The organism is Enterobacter cloacae complex sp. 370H10, assembly GCF_050031535.1.
GTDB lineage: Bacteria > Pseudomonadota > Gammaproteobacteria > Enterobacterales > Enterobacteriaceae > Enterobacter > Enterobacter intestinihominis.
The window spans coordinates 4,377,834-4,395,057 of sequence record NZ_JBLGWG010000001.1; the positions used below are offsets into that span (position 1 = coordinate 4,377,834).

Sequence of the window (17,224 nt, forward strand, 5' to 3'; positions counted from 1 at the left end):
CTTTTTTTACTCTGACAGGCCTGTTCATCAGAACCCTGAAAAAACAATTTTCCCGTTCACATTTTTATTTTCCATGTCCTCATGAGCCCGGCGAAGTGCTTTAGCATTCAGCCTGCCATACTCTGCCAGCAACGGAGGTTTGAGCTTACCGGAATCCAGCATGCATGAGAGTTTGTTAAGAATATCATGCTGTTTAGACATGTCCGCAGTAGCATGCATGGGGCGGGTAAACATTGCCTCCCAGTGAACAGAAACGCTCTTAAATTTGATCAAACGCAGATCCAGTGGTTCAGGGTCGTCGATGAGTCCGATACGGCCTTGTGGGGCAATAATTTCGGCCATATTTTCCCAGGCAGATGGCGTGGTGTACGTTGAGAAAATCCGGGTAATGGGAGGGAGTCCAGCAAGGCTGGCAACCTGTGGCGCAAGCGCACATGAATGATCCAGGACATAATGCGCACCAAACCCGCGAACCGCTCTGACACTCTCCTGCCGGGAGGCAGTCCCGATGATGTTCACCCGACTCAGAGTGCGGGCAAGCTGTATAGCCATACAAGGGACTCCGCCCGCACCGCCAAGCATCAACAGGGTCTGATCAGCATCTCCGTTCACTGACAACTGCAGACGATCAAATAACATTTCCCAGGCTGTCAGACCGGTCAGAGGAACCGACGCTGCAGCTTCAAAACTTAGTGCTGCCGGCTTTATCCCCGTAATGCGTTCGTCAACCAGCTGAAACTCTGCGTTGGCTCCCTGGCGATCGAGCACACCGGCATAGAAAACGTGGTCACCTGGCCTGAACAGCGTCACCTCTGGTCCGGTTGCTTCAACAACACCGGAAGCGTCGTATCCCATAACTACCGGATTGCCTGCAGAGGGACTGATGTTTCGCCGGCTTTTCAGGTCCCGTGGGTTAACCGCGACCGCCCTGACTCTGATCAAAAGATCACGCCCCTTGGGCATGGATGGGTGGGGAAGCGACAAATCTTCAATAACGGATGTACTTTCCCGGGTTGCCAGAAACCAACGGCTTTCATTCTGTCTCCTTAAAAAGGTCAGTCACCAGATAAATAAATGTAAAAGTGTGCGGAACGCGATACCCGCCAGTGCCCCCGGCAGTGCAAATCGAAAAATACGCGGAAAGCGGGCGCTGGGTAATGCTGTCAACCTGTTGATGACTATTTTAATCTGTAGTCATTCAATCCTTGTAACATCAGGATGATCCTGGTGTCAGTGAAAATACGAAATCAACACGTTGGTATCATTACCCACCTGTGAACTGACGTCGGCATTTTGAATCTCACTTCGGCGTGCCCCCTCCGAATGGCGCAAAACATTTCGTGGTATGGCATGATAGCACCCGAAGAGAGTCAATTCAGGGTGGTAAATGTGAAACCAGTAACGCTATACGATGTCGCAGAGTATGCCGGTGTCTCTTATCAGACCGTTTCCCGCGTGGTGAACCAGGCCAGCCACGTCTCTGCGAAAACGCGGGAAAAGGTGGAAGCGGCGATGGCGCAGCTGAACTACATTCCCAACCGCGTGGCACAACAACTGGCGGGGAAACAGTCGTTGCTGATTGGCGTTGCTACCTCCAGTCTGGCCCTGCACGCGCCGTCGCAAATTGTCGCGGCGATTAAATCTCGCGCCGATCAACTGGGTGCCAGCGTGGTGGTGTCGATGGTAGAACGAAGCGGCGTCGAAGCCTGTAAAGCGGCGGTGCACAATCTTCTCGCGCAACGCGTCAGTGGGCTGATCATTAACTATCCGCTGGATGACCAGGATGCCATTGCTGTGGAAGCTGCCTGCGCTAATGTTCCGGCGTTATTTCTTGATGTCTCTGACCAGACTCCCATCAACAGTATTATTTTCTCCCATGAAGACGGTACGCGACTGGGCGTGGAGCATCTGGTCGCATTGGGTCACCAGCAAATCGCGCTGTTAGCGGGCCCATTAAGTTCTGTCTCGGCGCGTCTGCGTCTGGCGGGCTGGCATAAATATCTCACTCGCAATCAAATTCATCCGATAGCGGAACGGGAAGGCGACTGGAGTGCCATGTCCGGTTTTCAACAAACCATGCAAATGCTAAATGAGGGCATCGTTCCCACTGCGATGCTGGTTGCCAACGATCAGATGGCGCTGGGCGCAATGCGCGCCATTACCGAGTCCGGGTTGCGCGTTGGTGCGGATATCTCGGTAGTGGGATACGACGATACCGAAGACAGCTCGTGTTATATCCCGCCGTTAACCACCATCAAACAGGATTTTCGCCTGCTGGGGCAAACCAGCGTGGACCGCTTGCTGAAACTCTCTCAGGGCCAGGCGGTGAAGAGCAATCAGCTGTTGCCCGTCTCACTGGTGAAAAGAAAAACCACCCTGGCGCCCAATACGCAAACCACCTCTCCCCGCACGTTGGCAGATTCCTTAATGCAGCTGGCACGACAAGTTTCCCGACTTGAAAGCGGGCAGTGAGCGCAACGCAATTAATGTGAGTCAGCTCACTCATTAGGCACCCCAGGCTTTACACTCTATGTGTCCGGCTCGTATGTTATGCGAAAATGTGAGCGGATAACAATTCACGCAGGATACAACTATGACAATGATTACGGATTCACTGGCCGTCGTATTACAACGTCGTGACTGGGAAAACCCTGGCGTTACCCAACTTAATCGCCTTGCGGCACATCCCCCTTTCGCCAGCTGGCGTAATAGCGAAGAGGCTCGCACCGATCGCCCTTCCCAAGAGTCGCGCAGCCTGAATGGTGAATGGCGCTTTGCCTGGTTTCCGGCACCAGAAGCGGTACCAGAAAGCTGGCTGGAGCGCGATCTTCCTGACGCCGATACTGTCATCGTCCCCTCAAACTGGCAGATGCACGGTTACGATGCGCCTATCTACACCAACGTGACCTATCCCATTGCGGTCAATCCGCCGTATGTTCCCACGGAGAATCCGACGGGTTGTTACTCGCTCACATTTAATGTTGATGAAAGCTGGCTACAGGAAGGCCAGACGCGAATTATTTTTGATGGTGTTAACTCGGCGTTTCATTTGTGGTGCAACGGGCGCTGGGTCGGTTACGGACAGGACAGTCGTTTGCCGTCTGAATTTGACCTGAGCGCATTTTTACACGCCGGAGAAAACCGCCTCGCGGTGATGGTGCTGCGCTGGAGTGACGGCAGTTATCTGGAAGATCAGGATATGTGGCGGATGAGCGGCATTTTCCGTGACGTCTCGTTGCTGCATAAACCGAGCACGCAAATCAGCGATTTCCATGTAGCCACTCACTTTAATGATGATTTCAGCCGCGCTGTACTGGAGGCAGACGTTCAGATGTACGGCGAGCTGCGCGATGAGCTGCGGGTGACGGTTTCTTTGTGGCAGGGTGAAACGCAGGTCGCCAGCGGCACCGCGCCTTTCGGCGGTGAAATTATCGATGAGCGTGGTGGTTATGCCGATCACGTCACCCTACGTCTGAACGTCGAAAACCCGAAACTGTGGAGCGCCGAAATCCCGAATCTCTATCGTGCGGTGGTTGAACTGCACACCGCCGACGGCACGCTGATTGAAGCAGAAGCCTGCGATGTCGGTTTCCGCGAGGTGCGGATTGAAAATGGTCTGCTGCTGCTGAACGGCAAGCCGTTGCTGATTCGCGGCGTTAACCGTCACGAGCATCATCCTCTGCATGGTCAGGTCATGGATGAGCAGACGATGGTGCAGGATATCCTGCTGATGAAGCAGAACAACTTTAACGCCGTGCGCTGTTCGCATTATCCGAACCATCCGCTGTGGTACACGCTGTGCGACCACTACGGCCTGTATGTGGTGGATGAAGCCAACATTGAAACCCACGGCATGGTGCCAATGAATCGTCTGACCGATGATCCGCGCTGGCTACCCGCGATGAGCGAACGCGTAACGCGAATGGTGCAGCGCGATCGTAATCACCCGAGTGTGATCATCTGGTCGCTGGGGAATGAATCAGGCCACGGCGCTAATCACGACGCACTCTATCGCTGGATCAAATCTGTCGATCCTTCCCGCCCGGTACAGTATGAAGGCGGCGGAGCCGACACCTTCGCAACCGATATTATTTGCCCGATGTACGCGCGCGTGGATGAAGACCAGCCCTTCCCGGCTGTGCCGAAATGGTCCATCAAAAAATGGCTTTCGTTGCCTGGAGAGACGCGCCCGCTGATCCTTTGCGAATACGCCCACGCGATGGGTAACAGTCTTGGCGGCTTCGCTAAATACTGGCAGGCGTTTCGTCAGTACCCCCGTTTACAGGGCGGCTTCGTCTGGGACTGGGTGGATCAGTCGCTGATTAAATATGATGAAAATGGCAATCCGTGGTCGGCTTACGGCGGTGATTTTGGCGATACGCCGAATGATCGCCAGTTCTGCATGAACGGTCTGGTCTTTGCAGACCGCACGCCGCATCCGGCGCTGACGGAAGCAAAACACCAGCAGCAGTTTTTCCAGTTCAGTTTATCCGGGCGAACCATCGAAGTGACCAGCGAATACCTGTTCCGTCATAGCGATAACGAGCTCCTGCACTGGATGGTGGCGCTGGATGGCAAGCCGCTGGCAAGCGGTGAAGTGCCTCTGGATGTCGCTCCACAAGGTAAACAGTTGATTGAACTGCCTGAACTACCGCAGCCGGAGAGCGCCGGACAACTCTGGCTAACGGTTCACGTAGTGCAACCGAACGCGACCACATGGTCAGCAGCCGGACACATCAGCGCCTGGCAGCAGTGGCGTCTGGCGGAAAACCTCAGCGTGACACTCCCCTCCGCGCCCCACGCCATCCCGCAACTGACCACCAGCGAAACGGATTTTTGCATCGAGCTGGATAATAAGCGTTGGCAATTTAACCGCCAGTCAGGCTTTCTTTCACAGATGTGGATTGGCGATAAAAAACAACTGCTGACGCCGCTGCGCGATCAGTTCACCCGCGCACCGCTGGATAACGACATTGGCGTAAGTGAAGCGACCCGCATTGACCCTAACGCCTGGGTCGAACGCTGGAAGGCGGCGGGCCATTACCAGGCCGAAGCAGCGTTGTTGCAGTGCACGGCAGATACGCTTGCCGACGCGGTGCTGATTACCACGGTCCACGCGTGGCAGCATCAGGGGAAAACCTTATTTATCAGCCGGAAAACCTACCGGATTGATGGAAGTGGTCAAATGGCGATTACCGTTGATGTTGAAGTGGCGAGCAATACGCCACATCCGGCGCGGATTGGCCTGACCTGCCAGCTGGCGCAGGTAGCAGAGCGGGTAAACTGGCTCGGATTAGGGCCGCAAGAAAACTATCCCGACCGCCTTACTGCGGCCTGTTTTGACCGCTGGGATCTGCCATTGTCAGACATGTATACCCCGTACGTCTTCCCGAGCGAAAACGGTCTGCGCTGCGGGACGCGCGAATTGAATTATGGCCCACACCAGTGGCGCGGCGACTTCCAGTTCAACATCAGCCGCTACAGTCAACAGCAACTGATGGAAACCAGCCATCGCCATCTGCTGCACGCGGAAGAAGGCACATGGCTGAATATCGACGGTTTCCATATGGGGATTGGTGGCGACGACTCCTGGAGCCCGTCAGTGTCGGCGGAATTCCACCTTAGCGCCGGTAGCTACCATTACCAGTTGCTCTGGTGTCAAAAATAATAATAACCGGGCAGGCCATGTCTGCCCGTATTTCGCGTAAGGAAATCCATTATGTACTATTTAAAAAACACAAACTTTTGGATGTTCGGTTTATTCTTTTTCTTTTACTTTTTTATCATGGGAGCCTACTTCCCGTTTTTCCCGATTTGGCTACATGACATCAACCATATCAGCAAAAGTGATACGGGTATTATTTTTGCCGCTATTTCTCTGTTCTCGCTATTATTCCAACCGCTGTTTGGTCTGCTTTCTGACAAACTCGGGCTGCGCAAATACCTGCTGTGGATTATTACCGGCATGTTAGTGATGTTTGCGCCGTTCTTTATTTTTATCTTCGGGCCACTGTTACAATACAACATTTTAGTAGGATCGATTGTTGGTGGTATTTATCTAGGCTTTTGTTTTAACGCCGGTGCGCCAGCAGTAGAGGCATTTATCGAGAAAGTCAGCCGTCGCAGTAATTTCGAATATGGTCGCGCGCGGATGTTTGGCTGTGTTGGCTGGGCGCTGTGTGCCTCGATTGTCGGCATCATGTTCACCATCAATAATCAGTTTGTTTTCTGGCTGGGTTCTGGCTGTGCATTCATCCTCGCCGTTTTACTCTTTTTCGCCAAAACGGATGCGCCCTCTTCTGCCACGGTTGCCAATGCGGTAGGTGCCAACCATTCGGCATTTAGCCTTAAGCTGGCGCTGGAACTGTTCAGACAGCCAAAACTGTGGTTTTTGTCACTGTATGTTATTGGCGTTTCCTGCACCTACGATGTTTTTGACCAACAGTTTGCTAATTTCTTTACTTCGTTCTTTGCTACCGGTGAACAGGGTACGCGGGTATTTGGCTACGTAACGACAATGGGCGAATTACTTAACGCCTCGATTATGTTTTTTGCGCCACTGATCATTAATCGCATCGGTGGGAAAAACGCCCTGCTGCTGGCTGGCACTATTATGTCAGTACGTATTATTGGCTCATCGTTCGCTACCTCAGCACTGGAAGTGGTTATTCTGAAAACGCTGCATATGTTTGAAGTACCGTTCCTGCTGGTGGGCTGCTTTAAATATATTACCAGCCAGTTTGAAGTGCGTTTTTCAGCGACGATTTATCTGGTCTGTTTCTGCTTCTTTAAGCAACTGGCGATGATTTTTATGTCTATTCTGGCGGGCAATATGTATGAAAGCATCGGTTTCCAGGGCGCTTACCTGGTGCTGGGTCTGGTGGCGCTGGGCTTCACCTTAATTTCCGTGTTCACGCTTAGCGGCCCCGGCCCACTTTCTCTGCTGCGTCGCCAGGTGAATGAAGTCGCTTAAGAAATTAATGTCGGATACGGCGCGAGCGCCTTATCCGACCAACTTATCAGGACGGAATGTTAAAAATGAACATGTCGATGACAGAAAAAATAAAAGCAGGCAAGCTATTTACCGATATGTGCGAAGGCTTACCTGAAAAAAGACTTCGTGGGAAAACATTAATGTATGAGTTCAATCACTCGCATCCATCAGAAGTTGAAAAAAGGGTAATGACTCCAACTTATTGATAGTGTTTTATGTTCAGATAATGCCCGATGACTTTGTCATGCAGCTCCACCGATTTTGTGAGCGACAGCGACTTCCGTCCCAGCCGTGCCAGGTGCTGCCTCAGATTCAGGTTATGCCGCTCAATTCGCTGCGTATATCGCTTGCTGATTACGTGCAGCTTTCCCTTCAGGCGGGATTCATACAGCGGCCAGCCATCCGTCATCCATATCACCACGTCAAAGGGTGACAGCAGGCTCATAAGACGCCCCAGCGTCGCCATAGTGCGTTCACCGAATACGTGCGCAAACCGTCTTCCGGAGCCTGTCATACGCGTAAAACAGCCAGCGCTGGCGCGATTTAGCCCCGACGTATCCCCACTGTTCGTCCATTTCCGCGCAGACGATGACGTCACTGCCCGGCTGTATGCGCGAGGTTACCGACTGCGGCCTGAGTTTTTTAAGTGACGTAAAATCGTGTTGAGGCCAACGCCCATAATGCGGGCGGTTGCCCGGCATCCAACGCCATTCATGGCCATATCAATGATTTTCTGGTGCGTACCGGGTTGAGAAGCGGTGTAAGTGAACTGCAGTTGCCATGTTTTACGGCAGTGAGAGCAGAGATAGCGCTGATGTCCGGCGGTGCTTTTGCCGTTACGCACCACCCCGTCAGTAGCTGAACAGGAGGGACAGCTGATAGAAACAGAAGCCACTGGAGCACCTCAAAAACACCATCATACACTAAATCAGTAAGTTGGCAGCATCACCTGGCAGCTGAAAGTATGAATAATAACGCCCTGACAGGATATTTTATTGCACCCTGTCAAAAGTCATACATTCTTTCCCGGTTTTTGCTTTCTCATACCGGATAACTCTATTTAAGGCTTAAGGATAACCTTCGTCCATCCTTCATCCCGCTCATCGAAGTGCTTATATCCGGCAGGAGCCTCTTCAAGCGAAAGACGATGAGAAATTATTTTGCCCGGACTGGCTTTATCGTGATGGATGAGGCGAGACAGCTGACGGTTATAGGCCTTAACGTTCGCCTGGCCGGTACGGATTGCCTGTCCTTTAAACCAGAAACTCCCAAAATCAAATGGCATCTTACCCTCTCTGGCAAGCTCCGATTCAGCCCCCGGATCCTGAGGAATAAAGACGCCAACCACACCAATTCCCCCGGTTGCTTTCGTCGACGCAACAAGACTGTTCATGGTGACAGAGTTATCTTCATGGCCATGTTTGTTACAGCACTGATAGCCAACACATTCGCAGCCACAATCCGTACCGCGTCCATCCGTCAGGTCGAGAATTTTTTGTACAGCTTCATCGCCAGTAGCATTGATGCCCGTCGCCCCCATTTTTTCAGCCAGAGCCAACCGGTCTGTGTGCGTATCAACCACAAACACCTGTGAAGCACCTTTAATGATCGCCGAATGAGCTGCCATCAAACCGACCGGCCCCGCGCCATAAATGGCCACGCTTTCACCAGGCTTCAATCCGGCAAGTTCTGTTGCATGCCAGCCGGTAGGAAAAATGTCAGAGAGCATCACATAATCATCTTCTTTTTCTGCCGCATCAGGGGGAAGAACAAGGCAGTTAAAGTCGGCAAATGGCACCCGAAGCAGTTCCGCCTGCCCCCCCTCCCAGGGACCCATTTCAGCAAAACCATAAGCTGCGCCTGCCGAACCCGGATTGGTAGTGAGACAAAAGCCGGTCAGACCTTTTTCACAGTTTTCGCAAAAACCACATCCCACGTTAAACGGCAGACAAACATAGTCGCCCACCTTAATACGTTCAACGCCTGAGCCAATTTCGACCACTTCACCCAGGTTTTCGTGACCCAGAATCCGTCCCTGTTCAAAGCTGGTCCGGCCCTCATACATGTGCAAGTCCGACCCACAAATGTTGGTGGTGGTGATGCGGACGAGTACATCCGTGGGGCGGACAATTTTCGCATCCGGTACGTCTTTTACTTTTACATCATAAGGACCGTTGTAAATTACTGCTTTCATGATCTTCTCCTTCTTGCGTGCGGAAAGGAAATGCTGCCCGGCGGATTGGGGTATCAATCGAGTTTAGCTGCCATAACAGATCTCGCGATCGGCGAAAGGACGATTAGGATGTTTCTTAACTAAGTGCATTGAAGTCTGTAAGACAGGTACTTACCGATGAAGGCTGCCTGGAAAACGTAAAAACATCACACGTTAATCCGGTTTTTTTAAGCAGGCAGGGGATTACGGACAGCTTTGAGCGAGAATCGGATAAAGTAAATCTATCTCATTTCTGCATTGTGCCAGAAGTAGACATAGGTGAATTAGGTAACCCTAGAGATGCACTTTGAATCAATGATATGAAATGCTGAAAAGGTTATTAACTAATTCAAAATTTGAATAATCAGTTATCTCTTCCATGCTTAATACGTAACCTTAGCTAAGGAGAAATTATGTTAGACGAATACAAAAAATGCATCGAAGCCTGTTATCTATGTGCAACGGCATGTGATAACTGTGCGGCTTCGTGTCTCGACGAAGAGAATCTGGAGATGATGCGCGAGTGCATAAAACTGGATATGCAGTGTGCAAATATCTGCCGTCTTGCAGCTCAATTCATGACACTAAATAGCGGGTCTGCCCAGGATCTTTGCCGTCTTTGCGCTGATGTTTGTCAGAAGTGCGGTGACGAGTGTGGAAAGCATGAACATGACCATTGTCAGGATTGCTCAAGCGCTTGTCATCACTGCGCCGAACAATGCAGAAAGATGGCCGCCTGAGAAAAACTCAAATTACCAAACCCGCTTCGGCGGGGTTTTATATTCCCGGTAATAAGTCGTAGAAGGATGAGATAGATGAGTTTAAGAGTACGGGCGGGAAATAGATCTACTCGAAAGTACTAGCCTCAATGACAAATTCTGGCACAGATTATTTGATTGGCTCAATGTCCGTTTTCGCTGACAGCGGACTGCACCCCGCCGGGGTGACCGCTTCGTGCCAGAATTGGACGTTTCCAAAATCTGCATGCACTAATCGGTGGAGAGCAGATCTCACTGCATAGCCATGCAGACGCGCAGAAATCATCAGGGGCGTTTTTCAGGGGTTGGGGCAGGAAAGGTGCCGGAAACAGGCGGGAGGCCGCAGAAACGTGCTGAGGGCGCCTGCGGCGGCGCGCCCAAGGGTTGTTATGTTTAATATGGCAGAACTTTCCTGTCGCTATCATTTTGACGTCCGCTATTCGCTCATAGATATGCCTGTCGCGTTTGCGGCTTTACTTGTTATACCCAACCTGCCTGATTTTTATCGCCAGCATCCCGGAATTGAAATTATCCTGAGCAGCTCAGACCGCCGACGGAATATGCTGCATGATGGCCTGGACTGCATACTGAGGGTAGGGGAGCTGGACGATGGCGACTATATCGCAAAGAAGGTGGGAACCGTTAAAATGACGACCTGCGCCAGTCCTGCGTATCTTGATCAACACGGCACCCCGGAAACAATGGACGAGTTGCAGCAGCATCAGGCCGTCAACTGGATTTACAGCAGCAACAGACAAGTTATGCCCTGGACATTCGGGACGTCAGAGGGCTCCACCGAAATTGAACTTCCAGGCAGGCTTGTCGTGGATAACTCAGAAGCCTACATTGCAGCAGGCCTGGCGGGGCTGGGAATACTACAGGGCATGAATATTTTTTTGCAGCCTTATCTCGATCGCGGGCTGTTGGTAGAGGTTCTGCCAGATAATCCGTCCCCGAATCGCAAACTGTAACTTCTGTATCCGCACCGCCATCTCTCCCGAAAAGTACGGGCGTTTACCGACTGGCTGGAAAGTTTATTGTAAACGCCTGGGGGCCTGCAGCCTGCTGGTACGTGCGCTGCCTTTTATCGGCCCGCCAGCTTCTGTATGGCTTCACGGACAGGAGCATCGCCAGACGTCAGCTCAATGATGACGCGGCTGACGGCAGGTTGCTCAATGAGTTCAGCCAGCGTAGCCGCCACGTCATCACGGGGCACGTTACCATACGGGATGGCCAGGCCGGCACGTACATAACCCGTACCAGTCTTATCCTGCAGCGCGCCGGGGCGCAGGATCACCCAGTCAAGCTCGCTTTGTGCTAGTTCCACATCGGCCATTTTTTTAACACGCATATAATTTTCGAATGATTCAGAAGTGGTTTCTCCCCGTGCGGACTCCGGGAATGCAGAAACGAGCAGAAAGCGAGACACACCGGCACTGAGGGCGGCAGCTACCGACTTTTTCAGCCCTTCGCCGTCGACCGCATTGGTCATCTCCTGCCCCCCCTTACCGCCGGCACCGGCAGTAAACACCACTGTATCACTACCTGCAAAGTGCATCGCCAGCGCAGCTGCATCCAGCTCTGTCAGGCTCCCACTGACGGGCTCAGCACCCAGCTCGCCTAGCAATGCCTGCTGCTCTGGCTTACGGTAGAGGGCACGAACAGCATGCCCCCTTCCTGAAAGGATCCTGCACAGACGCTGGCCGATTTTGCCTGCACCACCGATAATGAAAACATGAACCACAGTTGTCTCCTTCTGGGGTTATGATGTGTCCGAAATTATAACCTGACATCAGGTCAGTTCCTTTGAGCCTGACCGATTGCACTGCATGCTGCTGCCAGCACCAGACAGCTGGTCAGATACTCAGTTGTTCTTATAGCTGAGAACAACAGCCGTACCGATTTAGCTCTCCCGTCACGATGAGAACTCCTGAACCGGTTACACGCAATGCCGGCCAATATCTTCCGTTATATTCGAAAGATCCACGCAAGTTACTGAAGTGCGAGGGACGCAATGTGTACCTTGAACGAACTGAAGTCAGCGGAACCCTGAAGGTTCGATTCCATAGCGTTCAGAAAACTGCCTGCTGAAGCTCGATACTGAATTGTAACCCACCCGCCCCGCGACCGTTTTTACCGGCAGCGTCGATGTCATCAGCAGGCGGAGAGCCTCCGCGATACGTGCATCGGCGATAACTGAGCGTAAGCTGGTTGACTCACTGGCCAGGTGGCGCCGAAGCGTGGGGCCACTGAGTCCCGTCAGATCTTCAATTTCAGCAGCACTCCAGGGATGAGCCGGTTTGTCCGCTACCATCTGACGGATTTTCATGGCCAGACTTGGCTGCCGGGCTCGCAGCAAAGCATGGTATCCCATGCCATAAAGCCAGAGCACCACTTCAACCATGGCGTGCAGGGAAAGCGGACGCTTCCCTTCCCGCATTGCGGCTGTCCAGCGGTTAAGGGGTGAAAGAAGAGCTGATACGGAAATGGCTGCGATGCTGCCGGTGTCCTGTGGTGGTGGTGCGGCAAGTAACAGCCTGGCTGCTTCAAGCTGTTCCTCCGCGAGCACCACGCTCAGGGCGACAAACTCACCACTTTGTTCTGAAGGGGCATATTCTATATCGATGCTACGGGCATTCGGGACGACCATAATCTCGCCCGGGATCACCCGGTGCCATTTCTCATTTTCACGATACCGGAATTCTCCTTCCAGCGGGAAGGAAAGGGTCGCACCTTCCACCTCGAACTTCTTTACCTGATGCGTCTGTTCTGCGCGAAGGCAATCGCAGGGAAGTGGAAAACGGGAGCGTGCCAGGGTAAGAAGCTCAGCGAGGAGATCATCAACGGGAGAATCGGAAAAGCTGACTGTTTGCATATTCATCCGGAATTTGACTTTGACCGCTATTATACGTCGCCATATACAAAAGCATACAGCGACGCGTGCGGTTGTCTATTCCCGGATGACAAAAATCAGGCCGATTATAGTTACTGCCATACCCACAAGCATAGGCAATGTAATGGCCTCTCCAAACAGCAACCACGCTTCAGCTGCCGTGAGAATGGGAACCAGGTAAAAGTAAGTAGCGACTTTGGTTGCTTCACCGCTTCGTATCATAAAAATCAGCAACATAATCGCCAGAACCGATACGCCAATAACCAGCCAGCCCAGACCCAGCGCAAATGATAAGCTCCACTGCGTCGGAGCAGATTCGAACATCAGGCTAATTGCACCCATCGATATTGTCAAAGTGACGTACTGTAAAAACGTGTTCGCAAAGATATGTCCATCTCCCTGAGCACGGCGCTGATAAAGCGCTCCGATCGTTACGCCAAATAACCCCAGCATGACCGACCCAAAAGCCACAGGATCCAGTGCAAAACTATGCTGCCCTGGCGATAGCACCAAGAAAACGCCCGCAAAGCCAATCGCAATACCCAGCCATTTCCGGGGATGCAGGGACTGACGGTGCATGAGTGAAACCAGTATTGCAGTCAGTACCGGCTGCAGGCCGGTGATGAGCGCCGCAATGCCTGACGGCATGCCACGATGGATGGCATAAAAGCATCCGCCCAGAAAGAAGCTCTGCAGGAAAAGTCCGACAATCAGGTTGCGAACCATTCCTCTGCCGGACGGAAAACGGGCCCTGAACCCCAGTGTAAGCAGCAGAAGGACCAGACAGGAAAATGCGCCACGCAGGAATAAAAGATGAAACGGCGCGCTGTACTGCACGGTAAATTTGGCTGCGACAAACCCTGACTCCAGAGGAATACAAAAAGCCAGGGCGCAAGAGTAATGAGCCATTTTTTTTGTGAGGCAGTGATATTCATAGTATTGCAGGTGGGTTCTTGTCGGGCGATATGAAAGGGGATCTCTTCCCGGTCACTATTGTGTGCACCGGGAAGGAAGGTGATCAGACTGCGGGTGACCACAGGTCGTAATTCAGTGCGAAGCTGTTACCTTCACGGATAACCTTACCGGTAGTAGGCAGGTTGAAGTGCATACCACTGACAGCCAGGTTATCGCTCGCTGCGCGGTCAAGCACTTTGCTACGGATGGCCGCCGCCGCCGCAGGATCGCTGTCGAACGCGATAGTAACGTCAGGCTGAGCAACCTGAATGTGTGGGAAGTGAACAATATCACCCCAGATGAGCAGCGACTCTTTTTCATCACCCAGCAGATAACCGGTATGTCCTGGCGTATGGCCGAACAGCGGTACAGTCTGAATACCTGGTAAAATCGCTTCCTCGCGGAATGGCACCAGTTTGTCGTCATAAGCGCTGAAGGCGTTCCTTGCTACTTCAAAGAACGGCTTGAATGCGTCAGGCGCGCCAGCGGAAATGGTTTCATCACGCCAGAAAGCGAGTTCTTTCTCATGCACAAACAACTGCTGAACATTGCGGAAAACGGGAGTCTGCAGGGGGCCTGCAAGCCCGCCGATATGGTCAGGATGCGCGTGAGTCAGGAGAAGGGTATCAATCTGAAGCGGGTCAATGCCTGCCGCGGCCAGGGCTACCTGAAGCCGACCGCCCCAGCCATTAATACCTCCGGCACCACTGTCAATCAGGATGGTTCGCTCAGGCGTCTGGATAACGTAGACGTTGATATTAATACGGGGTACTGCTGGCACACCGCGCTTCTGCAGTAAATCCTCGGCACGTGAGCCGTCAATACCAGACAGCAGCTCAAAAGATACGTCCAGATAGCCATCACTCAGCATGGTCACAGTCATGTCACCTACTTTTTTGCGATTGATAGCCGGGGCCTGCCAGTTCAGTTGTGAAGTCATATTGGTCTCCGTTACGATTAGAGGTCATCAGGTTTTACTTTAGCAATAGTAACGAAATTTCTGGTTCGAACTGCTCATCCTGCTACGTAAACCGCTCATTCTTAAAATCCGGAGCACAGCAGGTTATATTGCTTTTGCCTTTCTCATGTAAGGTGTCGGTATTATCTTTACCGGAGCCTGTAATGGACATTATTGGAATTATCATGTCGGCGGGAAAAGCCTCTGACCAGTCCTCAAGCACCCGACAATAGTGTCCCGCCTCAATCCCCGCCAGGGCAGAAGACTCCGGCAGGTAGGCCAGGCCGTAGCCATCTTTTACTGCATGAAGCATTGGATAAATGCTTGAAAAAGTAAGCTGCCCGTCCACTTTTTTCACAATATTCTCCCCCTGCCTGACAAATTCCCAGCCATACAGCGGGCCTGTGGGTGACAGACGTATATTGATGCAGTCATGTTTTTCCAGCTGAGAGGGATGTAGCGGCAGACCTCTTTCTGCAAGATAGGTGGACGATCCAATGACGACAAACCGTATGTCCGGTGCGATTCGGACGGCCACCATATCCTTTAATATGTCATCACCAATTCGGACTCCGGCATCAAAATTGCCCTCAACAATGTCGACAAAACCGTTCTGCTGCGACATTTCCACCTTGATATCCGAATATTTTTTTTAGTAACGGTGACAATCGTGGCCAGAGACATTCATGAATCATGTGATCTGATACCGTAAGTCTGACCAGCCCAGCCGGTGTATGGCGCAGTCTCTGAAGAGCTGTCACGCCCGCTTCAATGCGCGCAAGACCGGGTTCAAGCGTCAGTAATAATTGTTTACCGGCTTCGGTGACAGCCACCCGCCTGGTTGTACGCATAAGTAACGGCATGCCAACGCGCTCCTCGAGACGACGTATCGTGTGTGAAAGCGTGGATGCCGAAATCCCGAGGCGGACAGCAGCCCGTGAAAAACTGCACTCCTGTGCTACTGCCATGAATGCAACATAGTCATTAAAATCGTGACGCATACCGTTCCCGTTCAGGATCTCCGATAACATTATCAGAACCATTTAGGTTCATGATGCCGATTCTGTGAGCCATCAGGCAACCCCCCGTTCCGCTCATCCGATCATAATTTTTATAAATCTAGATATTGGTAAATCTCAATATGTGGAATAAAGTGTCGTGGTTCTGCGGCTACATCGGCCGAACGACGACATGCCAGGTCGTAAATGCTGAGACATGGCGTTTCAGTGATATTGAAAATTCGCTATATCAGGATATGTAATGAAGACGAAAAACCTGTTCTCTCCCACCAGACTAGGTCCCTACACCCTGAAGAATCGTGTTGTACTTCCGCCTTTAACCCGCTCACGGAGCTCACAACCGGGTGATATTCCGAACGAACTGATGGCTGAATATTACGCACAGCGCAGCAGTGCCGGGTTTATGGTGACCGAAGGAACACAAATCGAACCTCGTGGGCAGGGTTATGCGTGGACCCCGGGGATCTACAGCTCACGGCAAGTGGAAGGCTGGAAGAAAGTGACGCGGGCAGTGCATGAAAAAGAAGGCATCATTTTTGCCCAGCTCTGGCATGTCGGAAGAGTATCCCATAACTCCCTGCAGCCAGGTAACGCCTCGCCTGTCGCTCCGTCGGCGATACCGGCAGGGGAAAACGTTAAGGTATTCATCGAAACCGGGCCGGGAGAGGGGGCGCTGGCTACCGCTTCCTGCCCCCGCGCACTGGAAAAAGAGGAAATTAGTGAGATTGTCAGGATGTACGCCGGGGCAGCTCAGAACGCCCTTGATGCCGGTTTTGACGGTGTGGAAATTCACTGTGCAAATGGATACCTGGTTAACCAGTTCATGTCATCCCATAGCAACAAAAGAGAGGATGAATATGGTGGCTCATTACATAACCGGCTGCGGTTTCTGCGCGAAGTGACGCAGGCTGTCGCTGATGTGGTCGGTAAAGACCGTGTGGGAGTCCGTTTTGCTCCGCTCTTTCAGACCACGGATGAAGTAAGGGTCTATCTTGGCCTGGTGGAAGATGATCCCCATGAAACCTATACCGAAGCCGTTAAAATTCTTGAAGAAATCGGAATAGCCTATATTTCTCTTGCTGAAGCCGACTGGGATGATGCTCCCGAATTGCCTGAAGCATTCAGAGCTGAAGTCCGTAAATTATTCAGCGGTGTAATTATGTATGCCGGGCGATATACGCAAGAAAAAGCCGAACGGATTATCGGTGCTGGCTGGGGAGACATTATCGGATTTGGCCGCCCGTTCATAGCTAATCCGGATTTACCGCAGCGCCTTTATCATGAATGGCCACTGAATCCGGTCGATCCAACAACCATGTATGGTGGAACGGCAAAAGGCTACACAGATTATCCCGCCTTTGGCTAACCATTCTTATGAGCATCAGCTTTTCAAAAGCTGATGCTTAACGTAGAGAAGTATCGTAACATTGCAATTC

Annotated in this window: 13 protein-coding genes and 4 pseudogenes; 7 read left to right on the plus strand and 10 right to left on the minus strand. The window is 52.0% G+C overall.

Features of this window, described 5'->3' with window-relative positions; translation table 11 throughout:
- Positions 1 to 27: 27 nt before the first annotated feature.
- A pseudogene (locus tag ACQG2Q_RS21645) lies at positions 28 to 1,037 on the minus strand (zinc-binding alcohol dehydrogenase family protein).
- A gap of 352 nt (positions 1,038 to 1,389) precedes the next feature.
- Between ACQG2Q_RS21645 and lacI the strand changes: the two are divergent.
- From lacI to ACQG2Q_RS21665, 4 genes and pseudogenes are all read left to right on the plus strand, one after another.
- A complete protein-coding gene (lacI, locus tag ACQG2Q_RS21650) occupies positions 1,390 to 2,472 on the plus strand; it encodes a DNA-binding transcriptional repressor LacI (RefSeq protein ID WP_007851507.1) in 1,083 nt (360 codons plus the stop codon).
- Positions 2,473 to 2,593: 121 nt separating this feature from the next.
- A complete protein-coding gene (gene lacZ / locus ACQG2Q_RS21655; RefSeq protein ID WP_007894989.1) occupies positions 2,594 to 5,668 on the plus strand; it encodes a beta-galactosidase in 3,075 nt (1,024 codons plus the stop codon).
- 51 nt (positions 5,669 to 5,719) lie between these two features.
- A complete protein-coding gene (gene lacY, locus ACQG2Q_RS21660) occupies positions 5,720 to 6,973 on the plus strand; it encodes a lactose permease (protein WP_003846917.1) in 1,254 nt (417 codons plus the stop codon).
- Between the two features lie 65 nt (positions 6,974 to 7,038).
- Positions 7,039 to 7,179, plus strand: a pseudogene (locus ACQG2Q_RS21665) (maltose acetyltransferase domain-containing protein); the annotation flags it as partial.
- Positions 7,180 to 7,193: 14 nt separating this feature from the next.
- Here the strand turns inward: ACQG2Q_RS21665 and ACQG2Q_RS21670 are convergent.
- The 3 genes and pseudogenes from ACQG2Q_RS21670 to ACQG2Q_RS21680 all read right to left on the minus strand — a co-directional run bounded on the left by ACQG2Q_RS21670 (position 7,194) and on the right by ACQG2Q_RS21680 (position 9,188).
- Positions 7,194 to 7,695: pseudogene (locus tag ACQG2Q_RS21670) on the minus strand (IS1 family transposase).
- Positions 7,614 to 7,889: an IS1-like element transposase gene (locus ACQG2Q_RS21675; RefSeq protein WP_000179213.1), complete on the minus strand. Its 276-nt coding sequence runs from the start codon at positions 7,887 to 7,889 to the stop codon at positions 7,614 to 7,616. The pseudogene ACQG2Q_RS21670 and the gene ACQG2Q_RS21675 overlap by 82 nt, the downstream one beginning before the upstream one ends.
- Before the next feature lie 165 nt (positions 7,890 to 8,054).
- Positions 8,055 to 9,188 carry a glutathione-independent formaldehyde dehydrogenase gene (locus ACQG2Q_RS21680; RefSeq protein ID WP_017384068.1) on the minus strand — a complete coding sequence of 378 codons (1,134 nt, stop codon included), beginning with the start codon at positions 9,186 to 9,188 and terminating at the stop codon, positions 8,055 to 8,057.
- A gap of 431 nt (positions 9,189 to 9,619) precedes the next feature.
- On the opposite strand from ACQG2Q_RS21680, the gene ACQG2Q_RS21685 reads away from it, so the two are divergent.
- Both ACQG2Q_RS21685 and ACQG2Q_RS21690 read left to right on the plus strand, forming a co-directional pair.
- Entirely contained in the window at positions 9,620 to 9,946 is a 327-nt protein-coding gene (locus tag ACQG2Q_RS21685) for a four-helix bundle copper-binding protein (protein WP_022649401.1), read from the plus strand.
- A 464-nt stretch (positions 9,947 to 10,410) separates the two neighbouring features.
- Positions 10,411 to 11,007 (plus strand): annotated as a pseudogene (locus ACQG2Q_RS21690) (LysR substrate-binding domain-containing protein); the annotation flags it as partial.
- A gap of 41 nt (positions 11,008 to 11,048) precedes the next feature.
- Here ACQG2Q_RS21690 and ACQG2Q_RS21695 read toward each other — a convergent pair.
- From ACQG2Q_RS21695 to ACQG2Q_RS21720, 6 genes are all read right to left on the minus strand, one after another.
- Entirely contained in the window at positions 11,049 to 11,708 is a 660-nt protein-coding gene (locus ACQG2Q_RS21695) for an SDR family oxidoreductase (RefSeq protein ID WP_007897903.1), read from the minus strand.
- 294 nt (positions 11,709 to 12,002) lie between these two features.
- Positions 12,003 to 12,839, minus strand: a complete 837-nt coding sequence (locus tag ACQG2Q_RS21700; RefSeq protein ID WP_017384067.1) for a helix-turn-helix transcriptional regulator — start codon at positions 12,837 to 12,839, stop codon at positions 12,003 to 12,005.
- A gap of 75 nt (positions 12,840 to 12,914) precedes the next feature.
- The gene (locus tag ACQG2Q_RS21705; protein ID WP_007897905.1) at positions 12,915 to 13,766 is read right to left on the minus strand and encodes a DMT family transporter; all 852 of its coding nucleotides are present in this window, start codon (positions 13,764 to 13,766) and stop codon (positions 12,915 to 12,917) included.
- 109 nt (positions 13,767 to 13,875) lie between these two features.
- Entirely contained in the window at positions 13,876 to 14,751 is an 876-nt protein-coding gene (locus ACQG2Q_RS21710; RefSeq protein WP_017384065.1) for an MBL fold metallo-hydrolase, read from the minus strand.
- Positions 14,752 to 14,833: 82 nt separating this feature from the next.
- The gene (locus tag ACQG2Q_RS21715) at positions 14,834 to 15,394 is read right to left on the minus strand and encodes a LysR substrate-binding domain-containing protein (protein ID WP_022649403.1); all 561 of its coding nucleotides are present in this window, start codon (positions 15,392 to 15,394) and stop codon (positions 14,834 to 14,836) included.
- The gene (locus tag ACQG2Q_RS21720) at positions 15,360 to 15,770 is read right to left on the minus strand and encodes a LysR family transcriptional regulator (RefSeq protein WP_157698488.1); all 411 of its coding nucleotides are present in this window, start codon (positions 15,768 to 15,770) and stop codon (positions 15,360 to 15,362) included. Before ACQG2Q_RS21720 ends, ACQG2Q_RS21715 begins: the two co-directional genes overlap by 35 nt.
- A gap of 259 nt (positions 15,771 to 16,029) precedes the next feature.
- Between ACQG2Q_RS21720 and ACQG2Q_RS21725 the strand changes: the two genes are divergently transcribed.
- The gene (locus tag ACQG2Q_RS21725) at positions 16,030 to 17,154 is read left to right on the plus strand and encodes an alkene reductase (RefSeq protein WP_017384063.1); all 1,125 of its coding nucleotides are present in this window, start codon (positions 16,030 to 16,032) and stop codon (positions 17,152 to 17,154) included.
- The last annotated feature ends 70 nt before the right edge of the window (positions 17,155 to 17,224 follow it).

Bases quoted from the DNA above. Each gene is read 5' to 3' on its own strand.
- lacZ (WP_007894989.1), top strand. From the start codon at position 2,594: ATGACAATGATTACGGATTCACTGGCCGTCGTATTACAACGTCGTGAC.
- lacY (WP_003846917.1), top strand. From the start codon at position 5,720: ATGTACTATTTAAAAAACACAAACTTTTGGATGTTCGGTTTATTCTTT.
- ACQG2Q_RS21680 (WP_017384068.1), bottom strand. From the start codon at position 9,188: ATGAAAGCAGTAATTTACAACGGTCCTTATGATGTAAAAGTAAAAGAC.
- ACQG2Q_RS21685 (WP_022649401.1), top strand. From the start codon at position 9,620: ATGTTAGACGAATACAAAAAATGCATCGAAGCCTGTTATCTATGTGCA.
- ACQG2Q_RS21700 (WP_017384067.1), bottom strand. From the start codon at position 12,839: ATGCAAACAGTCAGCTTTTCCGATTCTCCCGTTGATGATCTCCTCGCT.
- ACQG2Q_RS21705 (WP_007897905.1), bottom strand. From the start codon at position 13,766: ATGGCTCATTACTCTTGCGCCCTGGCTTTTTGTATTCCTCTGGAGTCA.
- ACQG2Q_RS21710 (WP_017384065.1), bottom strand. From the start codon at position 14,751: ATGACTTCACAACTGAACTGGCAGGCCCCGGCTATCAATCGCAAAAAA.
- ACQG2Q_RS21715 (WP_022649403.1), bottom strand. From the start codon at position 15,394: ATGTCGCAGCAGAACGGTTTTGTCGACATTGTTGAGGGCAATTTTGAT.
- ACQG2Q_RS21720 (WP_157698488.1), bottom strand. From the start codon at position 15,770: ATGCGTCACGATTTTAATGACTATGTTGCATTCATGGCAGTAGCACAG.
- ACQG2Q_RS21725 (WP_017384063.1), top strand. From the start codon at position 16,030: ATGAAGACGAAAAACCTGTTCTCTCCCACCAGACTAGGTCCCTACACC.